Annotated in this window: 17 protein-coding genes, 14 tRNA genes and 1 riboswitch; of the genes, 23 read left to right on the forward strand and 8 right to left on the reverse strand. The window is 37.6% G+C overall.

What is annotated here, in order from left to right; genetic code table 11:
• The first annotated feature begins 39 nt into the window (after nt 1-39).
• The 17 genes from AB3H93_RS06405 (at nt 40) to AB3H93_RS06485 (ending at nt 4,261) form a co-directional block, all read left to right on the forward strand.
• Nucleotides 40-128: transfer RNA gene (locus AB3H93_RS06405), tRNA-Ser, on the forward strand.
• Between the two features lie 12 nt (nt 129-140).
• Nucleotides 141-212: transfer RNA gene (locus AB3H93_RS06410), tRNA-Glu, on the forward strand.
• 13 nt (nt 213-225) lie between these two features.
• Nucleotides 226-298 (forward strand) — tRNA-Val (locus AB3H93_RS06415).
• A 9-nt stretch (nt 299-307) separates the two neighbouring features.
• Nucleotides 308-380 (forward strand) — tRNA-Asp (locus AB3H93_RS06420).
• Nucleotides 381-413: 33 nt separating this feature from the next.
• Nucleotides 414-489: transfer RNA gene (locus AB3H93_RS06425), tRNA-Phe, on the forward strand.
• 1 nt (nt 490) lies between these two features.
• Nucleotides 491-571, forward strand: a tRNA-Tyr gene (locus AB3H93_RS06430).
• A 6-nt stretch (nt 572-577) separates the two neighbouring features.
• A tRNA-Trp gene (locus AB3H93_RS06435) sits at nt 578-651 on the forward strand.
• A 2-nt stretch (nt 652-653) separates the two neighbouring features.
• A tRNA-His gene (locus tag AB3H93_RS06440) sits at nt 654-726 on the forward strand.
• A 9-nt stretch (nt 727-735) separates the two neighbouring features.
• A tRNA-Gln gene (locus AB3H93_RS06445) sits at nt 736-807 on the forward strand.
• Nucleotides 808-844: 37 nt separating this feature from the next.
• Nucleotides 845-915 (forward strand) — tRNA-Cys (locus AB3H93_RS06450).
• Between the two features lie 21 nt (nt 916-936).
• Nucleotides 937-1,021 (forward strand) — tRNA-Leu (locus AB3H93_RS06455).
• 61 nt (nt 1,022-1,082) lie between these two features.
• Nucleotides 1,083-1,155, forward strand: a tRNA-His gene (locus AB3H93_RS06460).
• A 9-nt stretch (nt 1,156-1,164) separates the two neighbouring features.
• A tRNA-Gln gene (locus tag AB3H93_RS06465) sits at nt 1,165-1,236 on the forward strand.
• A gap of 9 nt (nt 1,237-1,245) precedes the next feature.
• A tRNA-Leu gene (locus AB3H93_RS06470) sits at nt 1,246-1,330 on the forward strand.
• Nucleotides 1,331-1,577: 247 nt separating this feature from the next.
• Nucleotides 1,578-1,700, forward strand: coding sequence for a hypothetical protein (locus AB3H93_RS06475; protein ID WP_275112614.1), 123 nt, complete (start codon nt 1,578-1,580; stop codon nt 1,698-1,700).
• 385 nt (nt 1,701-2,085) lie between these two features.
• On the forward strand, nt 2,086-3,099 hold the full coding sequence (locus AB3H93_RS06480) for an acyltransferase (protein WP_094940897.1): 1,014 nt from the start codon (nt 2,086-2,088) through the stop codon (nt 3,097-3,099).
• 760 nt (nt 3,100-3,859) lie between these two features.
• The gene (locus AB3H93_RS06485) at nt 3,860-4,261 is read left to right on the forward strand and encodes an HD domain-containing protein (protein ID WP_368020323.1); all 402 of its coding nucleotides are present in this window, start codon (nt 3,860-3,862) and stop codon (nt 4,259-4,261) included.
• Nucleotides 4,262-4,871: 610 nt separating this feature from the next.
• Here the strand turns inward: AB3H93_RS06485 and tenA are convergent.
• The 5 genes from tenA to AB3H93_RS06510 all read right to left on the reverse strand — a co-directional run bounded on the left by tenA (nt 4,872) and on the right by AB3H93_RS06510 (nt 9,046).
• Nucleotides 4,872-5,555: a thiaminase II gene (gene tenA, locus AB3H93_RS06490; protein WP_063626851.1), complete on the reverse strand. Its 684-nt coding sequence runs from the start codon at nt 5,553-5,555 to the stop codon at nt 4,872-4,874.
• A gap of 4 nt (nt 5,556-5,559) precedes the next feature.
• Nucleotides 5,560-6,198, reverse strand: coding sequence for a thiamine phosphate synthase (gene thiE / locus AB3H93_RS06495; RefSeq protein WP_368020324.1), 639 nt, complete (start codon nt 6,196-6,198; stop codon nt 5,560-5,562).
• Entirely contained in the window at nt 6,182-7,003 is an 822-nt protein-coding gene (gene thiM / locus AB3H93_RS06500; RefSeq protein WP_368020325.1) for a hydroxyethylthiazole kinase, read from the reverse strand. The genes thiE and thiM overlap by 17 nt, the downstream gene beginning before the upstream one ends.
• A gap of 4 nt (nt 7,004-7,007) precedes the next feature.
• Nucleotides 7,008-7,811, reverse strand: coding sequence for a bifunctional hydroxymethylpyrimidine kinase/phosphomethylpyrimidine kinase (gene thiD, locus AB3H93_RS06505; RefSeq protein ID WP_368020326.1), 804 nt, complete (start codon nt 7,809-7,811; stop codon nt 7,008-7,010).
• Between the two features lie 75 nt (nt 7,812-7,886).
• Nucleotides 7,887-7,985: riboswitch (TPP riboswitch) on the reverse strand.
• A gap of 113 nt (nt 7,986-8,098) precedes the next feature.
• Complete coding sequence (locus tag AB3H93_RS06510; RefSeq protein WP_368020327.1) at nt 8,099-9,046, reverse strand: sugar-binding transcriptional regulator; 948 nt, start codon at nt 9,044-9,046, stop codon at nt 8,099-8,101.
• Between the two features lie 246 nt (nt 9,047-9,292).
• Here AB3H93_RS06510 and AB3H93_RS06515 point away from each other — a divergent pair, with 246 nt between their 5' ends.
• Genes AB3H93_RS06515 through AB3H93_RS06540 form a run of 6 tightly spaced genes read left to right on the forward strand, consistent with a single transcriptional unit; the run spans nt 9,293 to nt 14,635 of the window.
• Nucleotides 9,293-9,826, forward strand: a complete 534-nt coding sequence (locus AB3H93_RS06515; protein WP_010737301.1) for a PTS glucitol/sorbitol transporter subunit IIC — start codon at nt 9,293-9,295, stop codon at nt 9,824-9,826.
• A gap of 24 nt (nt 9,827-9,850) precedes the next feature.
• On the forward strand, nt 9,851-10,888 hold the full coding sequence (locus tag AB3H93_RS06520) for a PTS glucitol/sorbitol transporter subunit IIB (RefSeq protein ID WP_010737302.1): 1,038 nt from the start codon (nt 9,851-9,853) through the stop codon (nt 10,886-10,888).
• 15 nt (nt 10,889-10,903) lie between these two features.
• Nucleotides 10,904-11,977 (forward strand): zinc-binding dehydrogenase, encoded by a 1,074-nt coding sequence (locus AB3H93_RS06525; protein ID WP_368020328.1) that lies wholly within the window; start codon nt 10,904-10,906, stop codon nt 11,975-11,977.
• Nucleotides 11,974-12,969 (forward strand): 2-hydroxyacid dehydrogenase, encoded by a 996-nt coding sequence (locus tag AB3H93_RS06530; RefSeq protein ID WP_368020329.1) that lies wholly within the window; start codon nt 11,974-11,976, stop codon nt 12,967-12,969. The genes AB3H93_RS06525 and AB3H93_RS06530 overlap by 4 nt, the downstream gene beginning before the upstream one ends.
• Before the next feature lie 40 nt (nt 12,970-13,009).
• The gene (locus tag AB3H93_RS06535) at nt 13,010-14,257 is read left to right on the forward strand and encodes an NAD(P)H-dependent oxidoreductase (protein WP_034867482.1); all 1,248 of its coding nucleotides are present in this window, start codon (nt 13,010-13,012) and stop codon (nt 14,255-14,257) included.
• A gap of 15 nt (nt 14,258-14,272) precedes the next feature.
• A complete protein-coding gene (locus AB3H93_RS06540; RefSeq protein WP_053766470.1) occupies nt 14,273-14,635 on the forward strand; it encodes a PTS glucitol/sorbitol transporter subunit IIA in 363 nt (120 codons plus the stop codon).
• A 155-nt stretch (nt 14,636-14,790) separates the two neighbouring features.
• Here the strand turns inward: AB3H93_RS06540 and AB3H93_RS06545 are convergent, their stop codons facing one another.
• Genes AB3H93_RS06545 through AB3H93_RS06555 form a run of 3 tightly spaced genes read right to left on the reverse strand, consistent with a single transcriptional unit; the run spans nt 14,791 to nt 17,791 of the window.
• Complete coding sequence (locus tag AB3H93_RS06545; protein WP_010737307.1) at nt 14,791-15,786, reverse strand: DUF916 and DUF3324 domain-containing protein; 996 nt, start codon at nt 15,784-15,786, stop codon at nt 14,791-14,793.
• 16 nt (nt 15,787-15,802) lie between these two features.
• Nucleotides 15,803-16,411 (reverse strand): WxL domain-containing protein, encoded by a 609-nt coding sequence (locus tag AB3H93_RS06550; RefSeq protein ID WP_368020330.1) that lies wholly within the window; start codon nt 16,409-16,411, stop codon nt 15,803-15,805.
• Nucleotides 16,412-16,432: 21 nt separating this feature from the next.
• On the reverse strand, nt 16,433-17,791 hold the full coding sequence (locus tag AB3H93_RS06555) for an adhesive domain-containing protein (protein WP_368020331.1): 1,359 nt from the start codon (nt 17,789-17,791) through the stop codon (nt 16,433-16,435).
• Nucleotides 17,792-18,082 lie beyond the last annotated feature (291 nt).

Below are 18,082 nucleotides of genomic sequence, written 5' to 3' on the forward strand. Positions count from 1 at the left end.
TCTCATTTATGAGAAAGAGTAATGAGCTTCTTTCACTCTGGAGAGTTGTCCGAGAGGCCGAAGGAGCATGATTGGAAATCATGTAGATGGTTTACGCTGTCTCAAGGGTTCGAATCCCTTACTCTCCGTAGTATTTTCCTGGCCCGTTGGTCAAGCGGTTAAGACACCGCCCTTTCACGGCGGTAACACGGGTTCGAGTCCCGTACGGGTCATTAATTGAAAAATGGAGGTTTAGCTCAGCTGGGAGAGCATCTGCCTTACAAGCAGAGGGTCAGCGGTTCGATCCCGTTAACCTCCATAATGAACTGGTTCCGTGGTGTAGGGGTTAACATGCCTGCCTGTCACGCAGGAGATCGCGGGTTCGATTCCCGTCGGAACCGTCATTCTTTTTCAATTAATACATTTTAAAATTTGGCGCGGTAGCTCAGTTGGTAGAGCAACGGATTGAAGCTCCGTGTGTCGGCAGTTCGATTCTGTCCCGCGCCACCATGGAGGAGTAGCGAAGTGGCTAAACGCGACGGACTGTAAATCCGTTCCTTAGGGTTCAGTGGTTCGAATCCACTCTCCTCCATTACATAGGGGCATAGTTTAAAGGTAGAACAGCGGTCTCCAAAACCGTTAGTGTGGGTTCAATTCCTGCTGCCCCTGCCATGGCGAATGTGGCGAAGTGGTTAACGCACCGGATTGTGGCTCCGGCATTCGTGGGTTCGATTCCCATCATTCGCCCTTCTTTATTGGGGTATAGCCAAGCGGTAAGGCAAGGGACTTTGACTCCCTCATGCGTTGGTTCGAATCCAGCTACCCCAGTTCTATAATTTCATTTATAGATTGAAAATAGTATAATGGCGGTATAGCCAAGTGGTAAGGCAGAGGTCTGCAAAACCTTCATCACCGGTTCAAATCCGGTTACCGCCTTAGTACTAATAAAATCAACTTGCCGGCGTGGCGGAATTGGCAGACGCGCTGGACTCAAAATCCAGTGCCCGTTGAGGGCGTGCCGGTTCGACCCCGGCCGCCGGTATTGACTAAGATGTACTCATCTTAGTTTTTTATTGAGAAATAAAATAACATTGTTTATAATGGCGAATGTGGCGAAGTGGTTAACGCACCGGATTGTGGCTCCGGCATTCGTGGGTTCGATTCCCATCATTCGCCCTTTCTTATTGGGGTATAGCCAAGCGGTAAGGCAAGGGACTTTGACTCCCTCATGCGTTGGTTCGAATCCAGCTACCCCAGTTTTTTTACGCCGGCGTGGCGGAATTGGCAGACGCGCTGGACTCAAAATCCAGTGCCCGTTAAGGGCGTGCCGGTTCGACCCCGGCCGCCGGTATCATAATGAACTCCTAATGTGTCTTACATTAGGGGTTTTCTTTGGCTCTTTGTCAATAAGAACTGATGCGTGGTGTAAAAACAAATCTGGGTCAGAATGAACCTCATTCTGTCTCAGATTTTTTTGTTATAGAGCCATTTTCTTTTTGAAGCGTTATCCTACTCTCTATACAGAAAATCATTCCACATCATGAAAAGAACCGTACCTACTGCCGTATAAGAAGCTAAAATGAATAGAGGTAATGAAGATGAAGAAAACGTTTTTCTATCTGATGATTTTTATGAGTTGCTATCGCTACTGCAAAGAGCAGAAAATGGTCATTATCATGGGTGAGGGTTCTACAGGGATTCAAACGTTAGATAGCCTATGATTTTTCTGGCTTCTAGGTATAGTGAAAGTCGTTTTTACCCACTCATCTGTGTCTGAAATAATTCATCTAATCAAACTGAGCCAAGAAAATACAATAATGGTAATCATCTAATTAAAAAAATAGGGATCTATCTATTGTTTTTTGAATACCTCAATAGTTTAAAATTGCTCCCGCTCTATACAATTATGAATTAAATGAATTGGACTTTAGTCTAATGTTTTTTACATTAATCAATACTATAATTAATATAGTATTGTGGATTTAAGAAATTAAAGAGGAAAGAGAAAATATAGATGTTAGAGTTAATTATCTCCAAATTTTTTTTGGTACATATTCTATTTTTATTTCTAGCCTATTAAAGTCAAATTTGCTTGTTGGAGGGATTATGGATAATAAGAATCAAAAACTATTTATTGCTCAGTTTATTGCGACGATTTGTGTTGTTGTTATTCATTGTGGGACCATTACTAGTCACCCGATAGTGCATTTTTTTCTAAAAAGTATGGTTTGTCGTATTGCTGTTCCATTCTTTTTTGTAAATAATGCATATTTCTTTCGGATAAATAGTAAGAGGGAAGGATATTCGAAGATGTGGCTAAGAAGAATAGTACGTCTATATACTATAGTGTTTTTGTTGTACATTCCGTTTGGTGTTCAACTGTTACAAGATACAGTTGATATTCAGTGGAATTTATGGTCAATATTATTGGCATTGGTAGTTAGTTTCCTATATACTGGAAGCTTCTATCACTTATGGTATTTTCCTGCTTTGATAAGTTCATTAGCTATAGTTAAATATATGTTTCAAAGATTTAGATATAAATGGATTTTTCTGGTTTGCTTTTTATTTTTTTCTGTTGGTTCCCTTGAAACGTATTCCTTATTTATATCAAATCCAATGGTCATATCAGTTATGGAAAAATACTTTAATATTTTTTTTACTACAAGAAATGGGTTATTCTTTAGTCCACTCTTTATTTCCATAGGATTTGTTTTGGCTGATAATGTACATAATTTAGAAAAGCATCGAAAGTTATTCATATATGGACTAGTCGCTGCGTGTTTTTTAGGAGGAGTCGAAGGGATAATCACATTTTATAATCAAGGAATCGATAAGAATTTTATGTATTTCACAATCCCTTTTATTTTTAGTTTGTATGGACTGCTGGTTATTTCTAAAAGTAAAATCAAAAGTTTTGAAAATTTAAACTCCTATAGTAAGAATATATTCTTGTTTCATATGATACCTATTCAAATTTTTAATATGAGGCATGGCGAAATAACACCTATAAATGGATTATTCCGCTTGATGTTAGGGGTGTTTGTTCCAATAAGCATTGTTTTGTTTTACAATAAAATTGTGAAACAAATATCAATTTTTTACAAAATTAAAATGTGAGATGAATTGATGCAGCATATTTGTTTGATTATGCTGAATTAGGATTTAAGTCAGCAATGTTGTTTTGAAATTAATCACTTAGTCAAACTGAACTAAGAAGATACGAGATGGGTAATCATCTAATTAAAATAATCAGGGTTCTAGCTAAACCTCAGCTTTGGGGTATCATAGAACCACTAATGAATCTTACATTTTTGGTCTCTTTGTCAAATGATGTTGGTGAAGAGAAACATCAGAATCATTTGGACAGAAAGAAGAAAATTTCTTTCTGTTCTTTTTATTTGGTTAAAATAGTATTACCAGGACAGATAATGATTCGTCGTTTGAAATGATAAAAATTTCGAAAACCATAAACTATGGTATGAAATAATGATGGAGAAGTAAGAAGTAGTTAGTCTCTAAGGATAAACGATCGCCTGTGATAGCTAGGTTATTAATAGGTAGTATGATAAAGTATGAGTAACATATAAAGGATGGTGAATCATATGAAAGTTTTTAAGTTTCTCGTTAAAATGTTCTTAGCTATAGTAATTCCTGCTTATGCCACTTATGGTTTGTTATCTGATAGGAACAAGTCAGATAGTAAGAAATCAAAACGAACTTAGATTGATTTGATGATTTTATTCGTTGTACCCTGATCCAGGGGAATCGAAAAGCTAAAAGGAGCAAAACTATCAGAGGATGGAATGATTGTTGAACTTTATTTTTGACCTTATTAATACATAATAATGTAAAGGCATTCATTGGAAGGTGAGTTAAAATGAAGAATATTATTGAGTATAAGATACCCTTTAGTTCTAAAAATATTGAAATACAAGTCAGAGAATTTTTGAATTATTATGGGAAAGATAAAACCGTCTTTCACTCGTATGAAGTAGCCAACAAGGCGAAAGAACTTGCAGAAAAATTTAACGTACCAAAAGATAAAGCCTATCTTGCTGGTTTGTTACATGATATTAGCGTAGTCATTCCTGATGATGAAAGGATAGAACTACAAAAGAGTTTAGGGGAGGAAGTTCTAAAAGAAGAAGAGAAACTACCTATGATTCTCCACCAAAAACAATCAGTATGTATAGCAAAAGAACTATTCAATATCAAGGATAGAGAAATATTATCAGCTATTGAATGTCATACAACGCTTAAAAAAATGCTTCTAGTTTAGATAAAGTTGTTTTCATTGCAGATAAGATTAAATGGGATAGAGACCATAGTGCTCCTTATTTAAAACAATTGAACAAAGCTTTAGACATCTCTTTAGATCAAGGGTGTAAAACCTATATTGAGTGGGCTTTAACGGATATTTTTGTTTTACATCCTTGGTTAAAAGACGCAATGTGTGACTTAGGAATGTGAGTTTATGGGAAATTTCTATTTGGTTCAATAAAGAATTTGTGCTTTTTTATGATTATATTTTCGTCAGTTAATTTTATAGAGAGATTACTATTTTTTATGTCGAATGAGTGCAATCACCGATGAGGACTAGACAAACGGTTATTCTCAAAGCAGTAAAAGACATACACAATTTTACTTAGTAGTTTGGCGTGATCAAATAAGTTCTTTCAGATTGATGGGTTGAATAACTTCATCTTAGCGGTAGTGTAGTAGTTTTTTATAAAAAAATCAGGACCGATAGAATACTCTATCCGTCCTACAATGATTGAGTTTTCGTCTGGTATAGAGATTAAAAGGTGAGTGTCCTAGACTTAACATGTTTTACTAGATCTGCTTTAAACGAAAGCAGAAGAAGTTGTCTACTGAGATCACTATACAATTTATTCTGATAATGGAATCAGATTCATTTCTTCATGATAAGACATTTCCCAAAAAAGATACTCAAATTCCAAACTTGATATAAAAATTTGTTTTATTTTTTGTTGGTCCTTCGCACTTTTCATTTCGACTAATTCATCCAACAGGTCAAACATCCACTCAAATGATTTTTCAAAACTAGGATCTGCATATAAATCAATCCAGGAGCGATAGGGGTTCTTTTCTAAACTCGATTGATATCGTTTTTTTAAACGACTCGCATAATCGTAATAGGTCCAAGCACAGGGAAGGATAGCTGCGATGATTTCAGCGACACCTCCACTATGGCCGATCGCTAGCATATTTGTTGTATAAGAGCGATTGTAAAAAGAAGGTTGTACGGTGTTAAATTCTTCTTTTTCAATAGCATAATCCAACATATATTGGCGATGTAAGTCAAGTTCTGTTGCTAGAATACTGTATTGTGCTTCAACAAAATGAAATAATTGATGTTCATTGTCTGATTTGGTGGCAGCTAATGCGAATACTTTAGCATATTCAAATAAATACAAGTAATCTTGTAGTAAATAAAATTGAAATGTCTTTTTAGCAAGAATACCTTTTCCTAATTCTTGAATAAATGGATGATTAAATCCTTTTTCCCAGCTGTCATAAGCTTCGATTTTTAAATTTTTTGAAAATGACATTGATTTACCTCCCAATCGTCTGATCAATCAATCCTAAAAGTTCCTGACTGGCTTTTTTGATATCTTTCTTTGACAAAATAGCAGATACGACAGCAAAACCTTGAATGGGAAGTGAGTGAAAAGCTGGGATTGTTTGCTGATTGATTCCACCGATCACAATGATTGGAAGCGAGATTTGCGCACAGATTTTTTCTAATTCTTCAGTTGTGACATGTATTGCATCTGGTTTGGTATCTGTAGGAAACATTGCACCGACTCCTAGATAATCCGCACCATTTTTTTCTGCTTCGATGGCTTCTTCAACCGTTTGTACTGAAACACCGATTAGTTTATCTGGTCCAAGATGCTTACGAGCTATATTTATAGGTAAGTCATTTTGACCTATATGGAGACCGTCTGCATCACATGCCAGAGCAATATCAAAGCGGTCATTGATGATCAGGGGAACGTTATATTTTTTGGTTAATCGCTTTATCTGTATGGCTTCTTCGTAAAACTTTCTAGAATCTAACTGTTTTTCTCGGAGTTGGACAGCAGTAACGCCTCCTTCAAGTGCTTGTGAGACAGCTTCCAACAGTGTATTGGTAGTGAACAAGAGTGGATCGGTTACTAGGTAGAGCCGATAATCAATCATCGTATGCAATAAAGTCACCTCGTTCTGATAAGGTTTGATCCGTTAGTTTACTTATTTCATCTATTAAATGAGTACGTAAACTACCTGTTCCGTTGGTTTTTGCCTTTTCAAAAGCTAATTCACCAGCAACACCCATTGCAATCACGCTACTTACGGCTGCTTCAAAAAAATCATCGGAATAACCACCACAAAAAGTAGCAATTAGAGAATCTAACATACAACCAGTACCAGTAACATGGCGCATTGCAGCACAACCATTTTTTACCTGCATCGTTCGAACACCATCTGAAACGATATCGATTGCGCCGGTTATGACGATGATACAGTGAAAAGAAGAAGCTAGTGTTCGTGCAATATTGATGACTTCAGTTTCTTTTTTTTGATTCACAAGCGAAGTGTCTACTCCTTTAGCTGAAGTTTGAATACCTGCTAGACAAAGGATTTCTGAATAATTTCCACGAATGACTGTAAATTGGATACTGTTTAATAACTTTTTAGTCACATCCATACGAAATTGAGAAATACCCACACCGACTGGATCGAATATGACCGGAATTCCATGCTTGTTCGCTTCTTTGCCAGCAAGAATCATCGAATCGACGGTTTGTTCATTCAAGGTTCCTATATTGAGAACGAGTGCATCCGTTTTAGCTGTTATTTCTGCTACTTCTTGAATCGCATCAGCCATTATCGGAGAACCACCAATAGCTAAAGTAATATTGGCACAATCATTGACTGTTACATAGTTCGTTAGATGGTGAACCAACGGATTGCATGCACGAATCTGTTGGATAATCGTTTTGAATGATGACATAAAATTACTCCTCTTCAACGGTATTTTGGTAAAGCGAGTAGAAATGATTCGTAGGACCATGTCCTTGACCGATCGCCAACGAATGTTGGATTGCAAGTGTAACGTATTTCTTTGCTTCACAGACAGCCTGCTCTAAGGATTTCCCTAGAGCTAATTCAGAAGCAATAGCAGAAGATAACGTACACCCTGTCCCATGAGTATTTTTGGTTTCGATTCGTTCTGCAGTAAAGTGATAGAATTTATTTCCATCAAAGAGCACATCGGTAGCTTCACCAGATTTATGCCCACCTTTGATTAAAACAGCTGTTCCACTATTTTCGTAGATGGTTCGTCCGACTTGTTCCATATCTGCTATTGATGAGATCGTACATTGAGCAATTTTTTCTGCTTCTGGGATATTAGGTGTAATCAAGTTAGCTAAGGGAAGAACCGTCTGAATCAGTGTATCAATCGCAGTTGGCTCCATCAACGCATTGCCGTTTTTAGCGTACATCACTGGGTCTAAAACAATATTTTGTGGTTGCCATTTTTTTAAACTTTCAGTCACTGCAAGCATTGTTTCTTGGCTAGAAAGCATCCCAATTTTTACGGCATCGGGAAAAATGTCTTCAAAAACCGCATCCATTTGATCTTTGATGATTTGAGGGGTAATATCTTGGTAGGTCAATACACGAACCGTATTTTCAGCTACGACTGAGGTGATAACCGACATTCCATACACTCGATGAGCAGAAAAAGTCTTTAAATCGGCTTGTATACCCGCGCCACCACTACAATCTGATCCTGCAATACTAAGCACTTTTTTCATCTGTAATCCTCCTTAAAATAGAAAAAGACATTCCCCTAGAAAGAAGAATGTCTTGTTTGTTTTGATTTCGCATCAACAAAAAGGACATTTGCTCCCTACGCTGGTATCAACCAAACAGGTTCAAAGGGTCAGGTTTTACCTTCTCAACGCAACAGCGTCCCCCTGCAAACAAAATCATATTTTATTACTTTTTAATCATAGCGGAAATAGTTAGGAGATTCAAGAGCAGATAAAGGAAACAGGTGAGAATCGGAACTGCTCTTACGTAACTTCCGTTTTTGTTATTGCTAAATATCCATATGAATCAAGTGATCCGCAATGGTGTCGGTAGTAATGATGGAGTCAATCAGTTGATTTTTACAAGCATAATAGATTCCTTGCCATTTCGCATCATCATAAGCAATAGCGATGGTTTCAGGAATCGCTTTAAGCTCTTCAAGACTTAAACCAACCACATGCTTATTGATTGGATGATTTACTTCTTGCCCATCTTTATCATAAAAACGGGAGTTGATGTCCCCAACTGCACCAATCCCTCTTAATTGTGCCATTTCTTTTTTATTAGTATACCCGATTTCTTCCATCGTGTTGAAATGATCAGGGGAGGAGATACCGACAAGTGCTAATTCGACTTTTTTGGCTTCAGAGAGAATTTTATCAATGTAAATATTACCTTCAAATTCTTGACGAATTATCTCATTAGAAACCAGTGCTGGAGTGTAAAGATATTTTGAAGAACCACGTGTCTTTCGAGCAAATTCATGGCAAAGTTGATTGGAGTGGATATCAAAATGATCATATCCCATGCCGCCGATTAATGGAATGAATGTTGTATCAGGATAATTCTCAAATGGAAATTGAGTAACTAAGCTTTTGATTGACTTTCCCCATGAAATCCCGATTGTTTTCGTAGCTGCAATCTTATCTTTTAAAGAGATTGCTGCAATTTGTCCAACCATTTTCTCGATTTCTGGATAAGATAGATTCGTTGTGTCCACCACTTTAACAAAAGATAAGGCAAATTTTTTCTCTAGTTCGGTTTCTAATTCAATGGCATAGATATTTTCACTATTAATAAAAAATTCAATGAAACCTGCTTTTCGAGCATCAATTAACCATTTAGAAATGAGTGAACGAGAGACTCCCATTTTCTTAGCAATCTGTGCTTGTGTCAGACCTTCTTTATAATATAAAGTTGCTACTTTCACCATGTTTCTTTCTTCAGACTTACTCATTTTTTCCTCCAATTGATCGTTTCACTCCAGTTATTCACTTCACTTAAATAGATCAAGTCGATCGGGTAATCATAACTGTCATACATTTAATAAAAAACATTTCCATTTTTAGTGTACTTTATTTTTTCGAAAAAATCAATTGACATTAATTTTGTCAAATGATATATTCTTGGTGTGGTATCATATGACAAATGAATTGTCTTTTGATAAAAGCGCGCAATTTGATCTTAAAAGGAGGAATGGGATTTGAATTTTCTGGTGAAGTTGTCAGATGGATTTATGGGAATGTTTCAAGCTGGAGCAGATACTTTTGTTGGATTTTTAACGACGATCGTTCCGCTGTTGATTTCTTTGATTCTTTTTGTAAACGCTCTAATAAAAATTATCGGAGAAAAAAGAGTATTTGGATTCATGCAACGATGTACGAAATTCACGTTATTACGTTATACATTGATTCCGTTTTTAGCGTGTTTCTTTTTAACAAATCCAATGTGTTATACATTTGGACGATTTTTAAAAGAAGAACACAAGGCAGCTTACTATGATGCAACGGTTTCAATGCTTCATCCCATCGTGGGATTATTTCCTCATGCAAATTCAGCTGAACTATTTGTTTATCTTGGTGTGGCAGCTGGCTTTGGTAAAGTGGGAAATCAAAGTGAATTAGGTCTAAGGTATTTATTAGCTGCTTTTATGATTATCTTAGTACGAGGAATCATTACAGAAAAAATTGCTCGTTTCTTAACACAAAGAGAAGCAAAAAAAACAACAGAAGCATAGACGAAACTGAGAATGGAGGTAGAGATGGAAGCGAAAAAACTAATTATCCATAAAGGAAATGGTGGCTGGGGAGGACCATTAACCATTCCGTTAAATGATGAACGTAAGAAGTACGTTATCAGCGTAACCGGTGGGGGCATTCATCCCGTCGCTGAAAAGATTGCGGAATTAGCTGGGGTAACAGCGGTTGATGCATTTAAAAATCCAGTGGAAAAAGAAGAAACCTTGTGTGCAGTCATTGATTGTGGCGGAACAGCACGCTGTGGAACGTATCCAAGAATGAAGATCCCAACAATCAACGTAAAATTGCAAGCGCCTTCTGGGCCGTTGGCGAAATTTATGACAGAAGATATTTTTGTTTCAGGAACAACGATTACAAACATAGAAATTATTAGTGAGAGCGAAGCTGCACAAGTACATAATAAAGAAGATAAGAATGAAAAAACATCAAATATCAACACAAATAAACCGGAAACAACTACAGAAATAACAAAAGAAACCACTGAAAAGAAAAATCATAGCAATAAAAAAGGTGGGATTTTTGGCTTGATCGATACCATCGGACGTGGTGCGGGGAGCTTTATCAATATCATGTATCAAGCAGGGCGTGAAACGATCGATACCGTGCTAACAAATATTATTCCATTTATGGCTTTTGTTGCAACTTTGATTGGTATTATCAACTATACAGGAATTGGGGATATTATTGCGAAGTTTTTGTCACCTTTAGGCGGTAGCTTACTTGGCTTAGTTCTATTAGGTGCTATTACTAGTTTGCCGTTTTTATCTCCTTTATTAGCACCAGGGGCGGTGATTGCTTCGGTGATTGGTTTATTGATCGGAACAGAGATCGCTAATGGTACAATCCCGCCACATTACGCTCTACCAGCACTGTTTGCTATCAATTCACAAGTTGGCTGTGATTTTGCACCCGTAGGAATGACCTTGGGAGAAGCAAAACCAGAAACGATTTCTAATGGTGTGCCAGCTGTGTTGTTTTCGCGAATTTTAACTGGTCCGATCGCAGTTATCATTGCGTATGCCTTTTCAATTGGATTATAGAATAGGAGTGAAAAAATGCAACCTAAAAACATAACGTTTGGCTATTTAGCTGAGAAGAAGAATGCAAAGATCAAGGAAATACCGATGCCTGAATTGGCAGAAGATGAATTGTTAGTAAAACAAGAAGCTTGTAACATTTGTACAACTGACTATCAACAATGGTTAGGACTTAGAGAACATCAAGGCTATCCTATGGCTGGCGGACATGAATGTTCAGGAATTGTCATAGCAAAAGGCAAAGCTGTCGGCGATACCTACCAGATCGGCGATCGAGTCAGTGTACTTTATGATTATTGTGGTTACTGTGATGAGTGTAAATTTGGTGAAATTACGAATTGTGAAAACAAACGTCAATTTGGAAAAAATTATTCAAAAGAATTTTATGGAATTTTTGGTTTTGCGAATTATTTTGTCCGTAAAGCTAAGAGCTTTGTAAAAATGAGACCAACTTTATCTGCCTCAGAAGCTGCTTTTGTCGAACCCTTATCCTCCGTCGTTCAAAATATGAAAAAATTACGAATAGTGCCTGGGAAAGAAACGATCGTGATCATCGGTGGAGGAACAATGGGACTTCTTAATGGACTAACAGCACGAGCAATGGGCGCAAGGGTCATTATTTCTGAGGTCATGCCTAAAAAGTTAGCTCTAATCAAGGAATTAGGGTTTGAAGCGATTGATGCAAGTCAAACCGATCCAGTCCAAAAAGTCAAAGAACTCACAAATGGAAAAGGGGCTGATAGTGTGATTGTGGCAGTCGGATCCACTTTAGCGATGAATCAATCCCTTGAGATGGTGAAAGAAAAAGATGGGAAAATCTCGATTTATGCTGCAGGTTATCCTGCGCCTGAAATGGCTATCCAGCCAAATACGATTCATTATATGCGTCTCGAAGTGATCGGTACGTATGCTTCCACATTAGAAGATTTTTATGACGCAGCTACACTCCTGAATGAAGGGCGTGTCGATGTATCAAAATTGATCGAAACCAAAGTTCCATTAATGGATATCCAAAAAGCATTCGAGATCGCTAGTACCCCAGGAAGCTACCGGGTATCAGTTGTATTAAATGAGGAGGGGAATAAAGAATGATCAAATGTTTAGCAATCGCAGATTTATTTATTGATCGAGAAATGATGGAAGAAGGCTTAAAAGATTTAGCGACAAAAGGAATTTCTGTAGACATCAAAGAATGGCGGCATTCTGATTTAGATAGTCTGCAAAAAGATAATATCAAGATTGAAAAACATGGGTGTGATGCAGTCGAATTACCAGAGTATCTCTTAGAAAATATTGAAGAGTATCAGTGGATCATTACTCAATTTGCACCGATTGGTAAAAAAGTGATCGAACGGGCGGAAAATTTGGAATTAGTTGGCGTACTGCGAGCAGGTACAGAAAATGTCGCTGTTAGCTATGCCGAAGAAAAAGGAATTGCTGTTTATAATACTCCTGGCAGAAGTAAGACTAGTGTGTCAGAATTTACTGTTGGTTTGATTTTGACAGAAATTCGAAATATCGCACGAGGAAATCAAAAATTAAGAGAGCATCAGTGGCAAAAGTACTATCCTAATGGACTATTAGCACCTGAATTAAAAGAGTCAACGATTGGTTTAATTGGTTATGGCGAAATTGGCCAACGAGTTGCTCATTTGTTGCGACCTTTTAGATGTAACATTCTTTTCTTTGATGATTATTTTGATGGTACGTCCCCTGATACTCAAGTTAGTTTAGAGGAATTGGTGGAAAAAGCAGATATCTTTTCGATGCATTATCGATTGACTCCTCAAACAAAACATATGATCAATGAGTCGCATTTCAAGAAAATGAAACCTTCTGCTGTTTTCATCAATAGTGCCCGTGCTGGATTAGTCAATGAACAAGATTTGATTCAAGCATTAAGAAACAAAGAGATTACGGGAGCGGCAGTGGATGTTTTTGAACAGGAACCATTACCCGCAGACCATCCTTATCTAACATTAGATAATCTCACGATCACTCCTCATATTGCGGGCTCGACAATTGGTAATTTTGCCAATTCGCCTAAAATATTAGTGAACCGAATCTTTAGAGAATATTTATAAAAAAACATAAAAAATTGAATGAGTGGAGGAAATACATAAGATGACTTTATATGGTGAATTACAATTAAGAGAAAAAACAGGAAATCCAATCAAAGTGGGTGTAATTGGTGCAGGACAAATGGGCAGGGGAATGATTGCACAAATAGCGTCAATTCCAGGGATGATCGTAACAGGGATCAGTGACTTGTCCCTTGATTATGCACAAAAAGCGAAAGAAGCGTATCTAGCTTCGGCAAAAGTTAAAAATGATGTCCTTATTTCAACAGATGCTAAAGAAATTATTCACTCTGATTGGAATGAAGTAATCGTAGATGCTACTGGTGTACCTGAAGCAGGAGCAAAAATTGCGCTTGAAGCGTTATTAGCAAAAAAACATCTTGTCTTATTAAATGTTGAAATCGATATCACTATTGGACCCTTGATGCATAAACTCTATGATTCAGCAGGGTTGATCTATACAGGATCAGATGGCGATGAACCTGCAGCAACCACCGAATTATTTGAATTTGCTTCGTCGATGGGGATGGAAGTCTTAGTTGCGGGAAAAGGCAAAAATAATCAATTGAATATTTCCGCAAATCCGGCAACTGCTGAAAAAGAAGCTCAGAAAAAACAAATGGCTCCTCACATGCTAGCTGCTTTCCAAGATGGAACAAAAACAATGGCTGAAATGAATCTTTTATCAAATGCGATTGGCTATATCCCTGACAAGGTAGGTATGCATGGTTTGAAAGGGGATCTAGATTCTGTCATTACTTCGTTAGATTTAAAAGAAAATGGTGGTGTCTTATCTCAATTTGGTGTAGTGGAATATGTGGATGGTTTAGCGCCAGGCGTCTTTGTTATCGTTAAGGGGCAAAATAGCGAAGTAGCTGAAGAAATGAATTACTTGATGAAGAAAGGGGAACGGGATCATCATATCTTATATCGCCCGTATCATTTAGCAAGTTTAGAAACACCAATTACGATTGCAAAAGCTGTCTTACAACAAGATCATGCCATTGTTCCATTAGGCGCCCCAATTTCAGAAACCGTTGCGGTAGCGAAAAAAGATATTCAACCTGGAGATCATTTAGATGGAATCGGTGGTTTTTGTGTCCGAGGAGTACTTGAGACCCACGAAGAAATGAAGCGAGAGGGACATATCCCGATCGGACTGATCTCTGGAGAAGTAGTAGCAAAACGTTTTATACGGGCGGGTTCTTTCTTAACTGAAGATGACGTTGAACTAGATGCCAGTACCACTGTTTGGCAGTTACGTCATTTACAAGATACGACGTTATCATAGAAGGAGGAGAAAACCATGCACACAACAAAGATTGTTGAGGTTGGTTCTTTAGTGGAAGAATTTGCGGCAGAGTACTTAATGATTCTTTTCGGACAACAGGTACCACCTGAATTAAAAGACATCTGTGTGGTCCATGACAATCATGAAACGGCTAAAAATGTCATCAAAACAGGGGATATACTGACCATCGGCAACCAAGAATATGAAATCAAAGAAGTTGGCAGTGAAGCCAATCATAACTTTGAAACCCTCGGTCATATCTCCATTTATTTCCGCACAGGAGAAAACGAAGTCTTGCCAGGAGCAATCGTTGTAGAGCCTCAAATCTTTCCAGAGTTTTCGATTGGAGATACCATTCGATTTGGAGAACCACAATAAGTAGTCGCTAGTTGTTGAAGAACGGCTGGGATTGTTCCTGATCGTAGTAAAGAACTAATGTGTTTGATAGTATATCAATAACTGCTAGATCAGAAGAAAAAAACTAACTCTGCCTCGTGAAAATTTAGGTAGAGTTAGTTTTTGTTTGATAACAGTCATCGTTTTTTCTTTTTTACAATATACAGTAAAAAGACAATAATGAGGACGAGAGCGAAAATAATACCTCCAGCTAGCCAAAGGAGCCAATTGTTTTGCGGCTCATCCTTTGTAGTAGATATATTTTGTTCATTATAAGTTGCAGCTGTTTTTTGCGAAATAGTAAAATTTATCTTTTGCTGCCAATTGATTTCCTTGTTTTTGACATTCGTCATTAGCTGATAGGTTCCTGGTTCGAATTCTTTTCCTTCTAAAAAAATCAAATAGTCCGTGCCGCTGTTAGGGGCGAACGAAATGGGCTGGGTCCCAGTTAGTACTGGGGTTTGTTGTTGTTCTTTTTTGATCTCATAGTGTATACGAGCACTAGATAGATAAGCAGCATTAGTATTTTCCAAAGTTGCTTTGATGGCATTTCTCTGGTTGATTTGGGTAGGTGCTGCTTTTTTTAGTTCTAAGTTCGGTTGGATTTTGTTTAGTTGTGTTTTAAGTAAGACAGCAATCTCCCGAGAAAAGACATGTTGAATATTTCCTTGTATATCTTTTTTTGGTTCTTCTTGGAGATAGAGCCCACCCGCAATTACTCCATCAAAATCTTTTTCTGGCATTTTGATGGTTAAAGGAATCTTTTTTTGTTCATGTCCCGCAAGAGTAAACTTTTGCTTATCAACAGAAACAATTTTCTCGATATCAATGGGCAAATTATTAGGACGATCTTGATTTCTACCAGAATATTCAACAACACCTAGTTGATTAGTCTTTGCACGATTAAAGGACGGAATGATCGTGATCTCAGTTTCTTTTAGATTCGTGACTAAGACATTCAAAGTCGATTCCTGTCCAGGTTTTAGTTGTAGATCAAAATAATTGTCGTTTGTTGATGGTGTTGATTCATTGACTTGTATTTGTGCATCAAAACTTTGTAAGGATTCGCCGTAGATGTTAAGATTTCCCATCAGTAGAAAGAAGAAGGGTAGTATCCAAAACCACTTTTTCACGATCATTCCTCCTTTCTTAGTTGGTTGGACTGGATGAGAAAGTCCAATTTAATATAGTAGTATATTGTTCGGCTACTTTATTTGTATTCGCTGGAACAGATAAGCTGAATTGATTGATCGCTAGTGCAGTATCGCCCGAGTTTTGACCTGCGGTTGCATCTAAAATCGTAGCATCTTGATTGAATACTTGGATCGCTAATTCATCGTTTTCATAGGCACTGGTAGGGGCTAACCCTAAATTATTTGTAAGTCCGCCAAAAGATAAATTGAGCTGTGCACCTGATAGCTCAACATCATCCGCTGTTTTGAACTGGTCAGTTTGAGATAACTTGACTGTCCATGTAGCTGCCGGATTTCCTCGGTTGTCTCGAACAGCTACGGTTCCAGTAGTAGGTGTAGAGCCGGTTTGTTCACCTGTAGCAGTAGCAATCCAGTTTTCAGCAGCTGCAGTTTGCAGGGGATGATCCCCAAAGTCTAAATTAGTTGGTATACCGCCAGCATAGTCAAATTCAAGTGCGCCTTCCACATAGGCCACTTCTCCTTGGGTTTGTGAATCAGCAAAAACGAGGGAACTTGAAAATAAGCTGACCCCCAAGATAAAAAAAGATAACGTTTTCTTTTTCATTTCCTCTTCCTCCTAAATAAATTACGGTGTATCCGATAAGAGCCATTCCACCATTGTTTGGTAGGTTCCCTTTGTTTTCAGACTTTCTTTGGGAACCGCTAATGAGAACTGATTGATTGCTAATTGGACTTGACCAGGATCAGTTACACCATTTAATTTGAGTAATGTTTGTTGCGTACCTATAGATAGAGGGACCATTTGATTAGCAGTACTTGTGATCCCAGTGATAGGAAAGGTAGTTGTTAAATCTGCTGTTGAGATTTGTAATTGGGACGTTAATTGATTGGTTCCGTTTTGCCAAGGACTAAGTTGTTGGACTTTTATTTGCCAATTTTTTACAACTGTCCGTGTATCAGTAATCGAAATCGATCCGGTAGTTACTTGATTGTTATTGGTGGCTACTAAGTGCTCATCCTGTTGGGTCTGGATCAAGTGCTGTCCAAAGTTCAAGTGAGTCGGCAAGCTTGTGGTCTGCCAGGTGAGTGCTCCAGCTGAAAAATAAACAGGTGTTGTACCAGTAGTAGGTCCTAACTGAATCGTCGACTGATCTGTTTGAATAAAACCGCCCTTAAAATTAGCTGTTAGATCTTGGGTCAATTTGGGCGAAGATAAAAGAAATGGTAGCGAAACACTCGTATTACCTAAAATCGAAGCAGCAACCAAATTTTTACTATTATCAGAAGTTGCTGAATTTAAACTCGTAATAAATTGAGACAATGCTGTGACAAAAGGGGACAATAACGTTCCTAAAACAGTCCCAATCAGCGGTAAAGCTTGGACGATCGTTAATAAATTTTGAATCCGATTTTTTAATGTCGTTGTCAGGATGGGTAATAGCCCTTGACTAATCGCTACGCCATATTGAGTGCTTGAGCGTGGGACGATAGCTAGAGTAAGATTCTGGGCACCAAAAGTTTCCGAACGTAATTCTGACAATGCCTGATTAACCGCTGTTTTATTTTGTGTGGAAACTAAAGGTGAGTTGACGATCAACGAAATCACAGAGGTTATGGTCGGCAAAATCAATTGTAAAGGGGACTGACTAAGTGGCACAGTAACAGTAGTTTGAACAGTCGCATTCCCATTAGGTTGGATATACCCGACCATTTCAGTCGGTGCTTCTAAAATGGCATATTTATCGCCAGTTGTGATAACCCCAGCGCTGATGCCATTTTTTCCTTCAATGAGAAAAGTGACAGGGACATTTACTCGGTTTAAAAAAGGCGCATTTGGACTGGTTTGACTGTTATTAGTTGCGGTAGTCGTACCAAATAAATTTAACGAAACTGCTTGAACAACATTTGTTTGTGCAAGCACTGACAGAAGTGTCAATAACAGAAAGATTACTTGTTGAATCTGTTTTCTTTTTTTGTGAAGCATCGTGCCCCCTCCCTAATGAGTGAACCATATTAACTCGACAAAAAATTGGCGAACGCTAAAATGATTGCAACTCTGATTAATTAAACTATAGCAATTTTTCGGAAATCTAGCTAATCAAAAACTCATTTTTTTCTAATTTTTATAATAGAAATCCATATTCTATAGTTTTTTAAAATGAGGAATGTTTCTATTTATCTTTAATATGATGCGTTTATAATGAGGGGGAGCCAAGAAGGATTTTCCAAAATGAAAATTAAAAGAGATGATTTGAGAAAAATGGATAGTTGGATC

The organism is Enterococcus sp. C74 (assembly GCF_040887125.1).
Lineage (GTDB): Bacteria > Bacillota > Bacilli > Lactobacillales > Enterococcaceae > Enterococcus_B > Enterococcus_B hirae.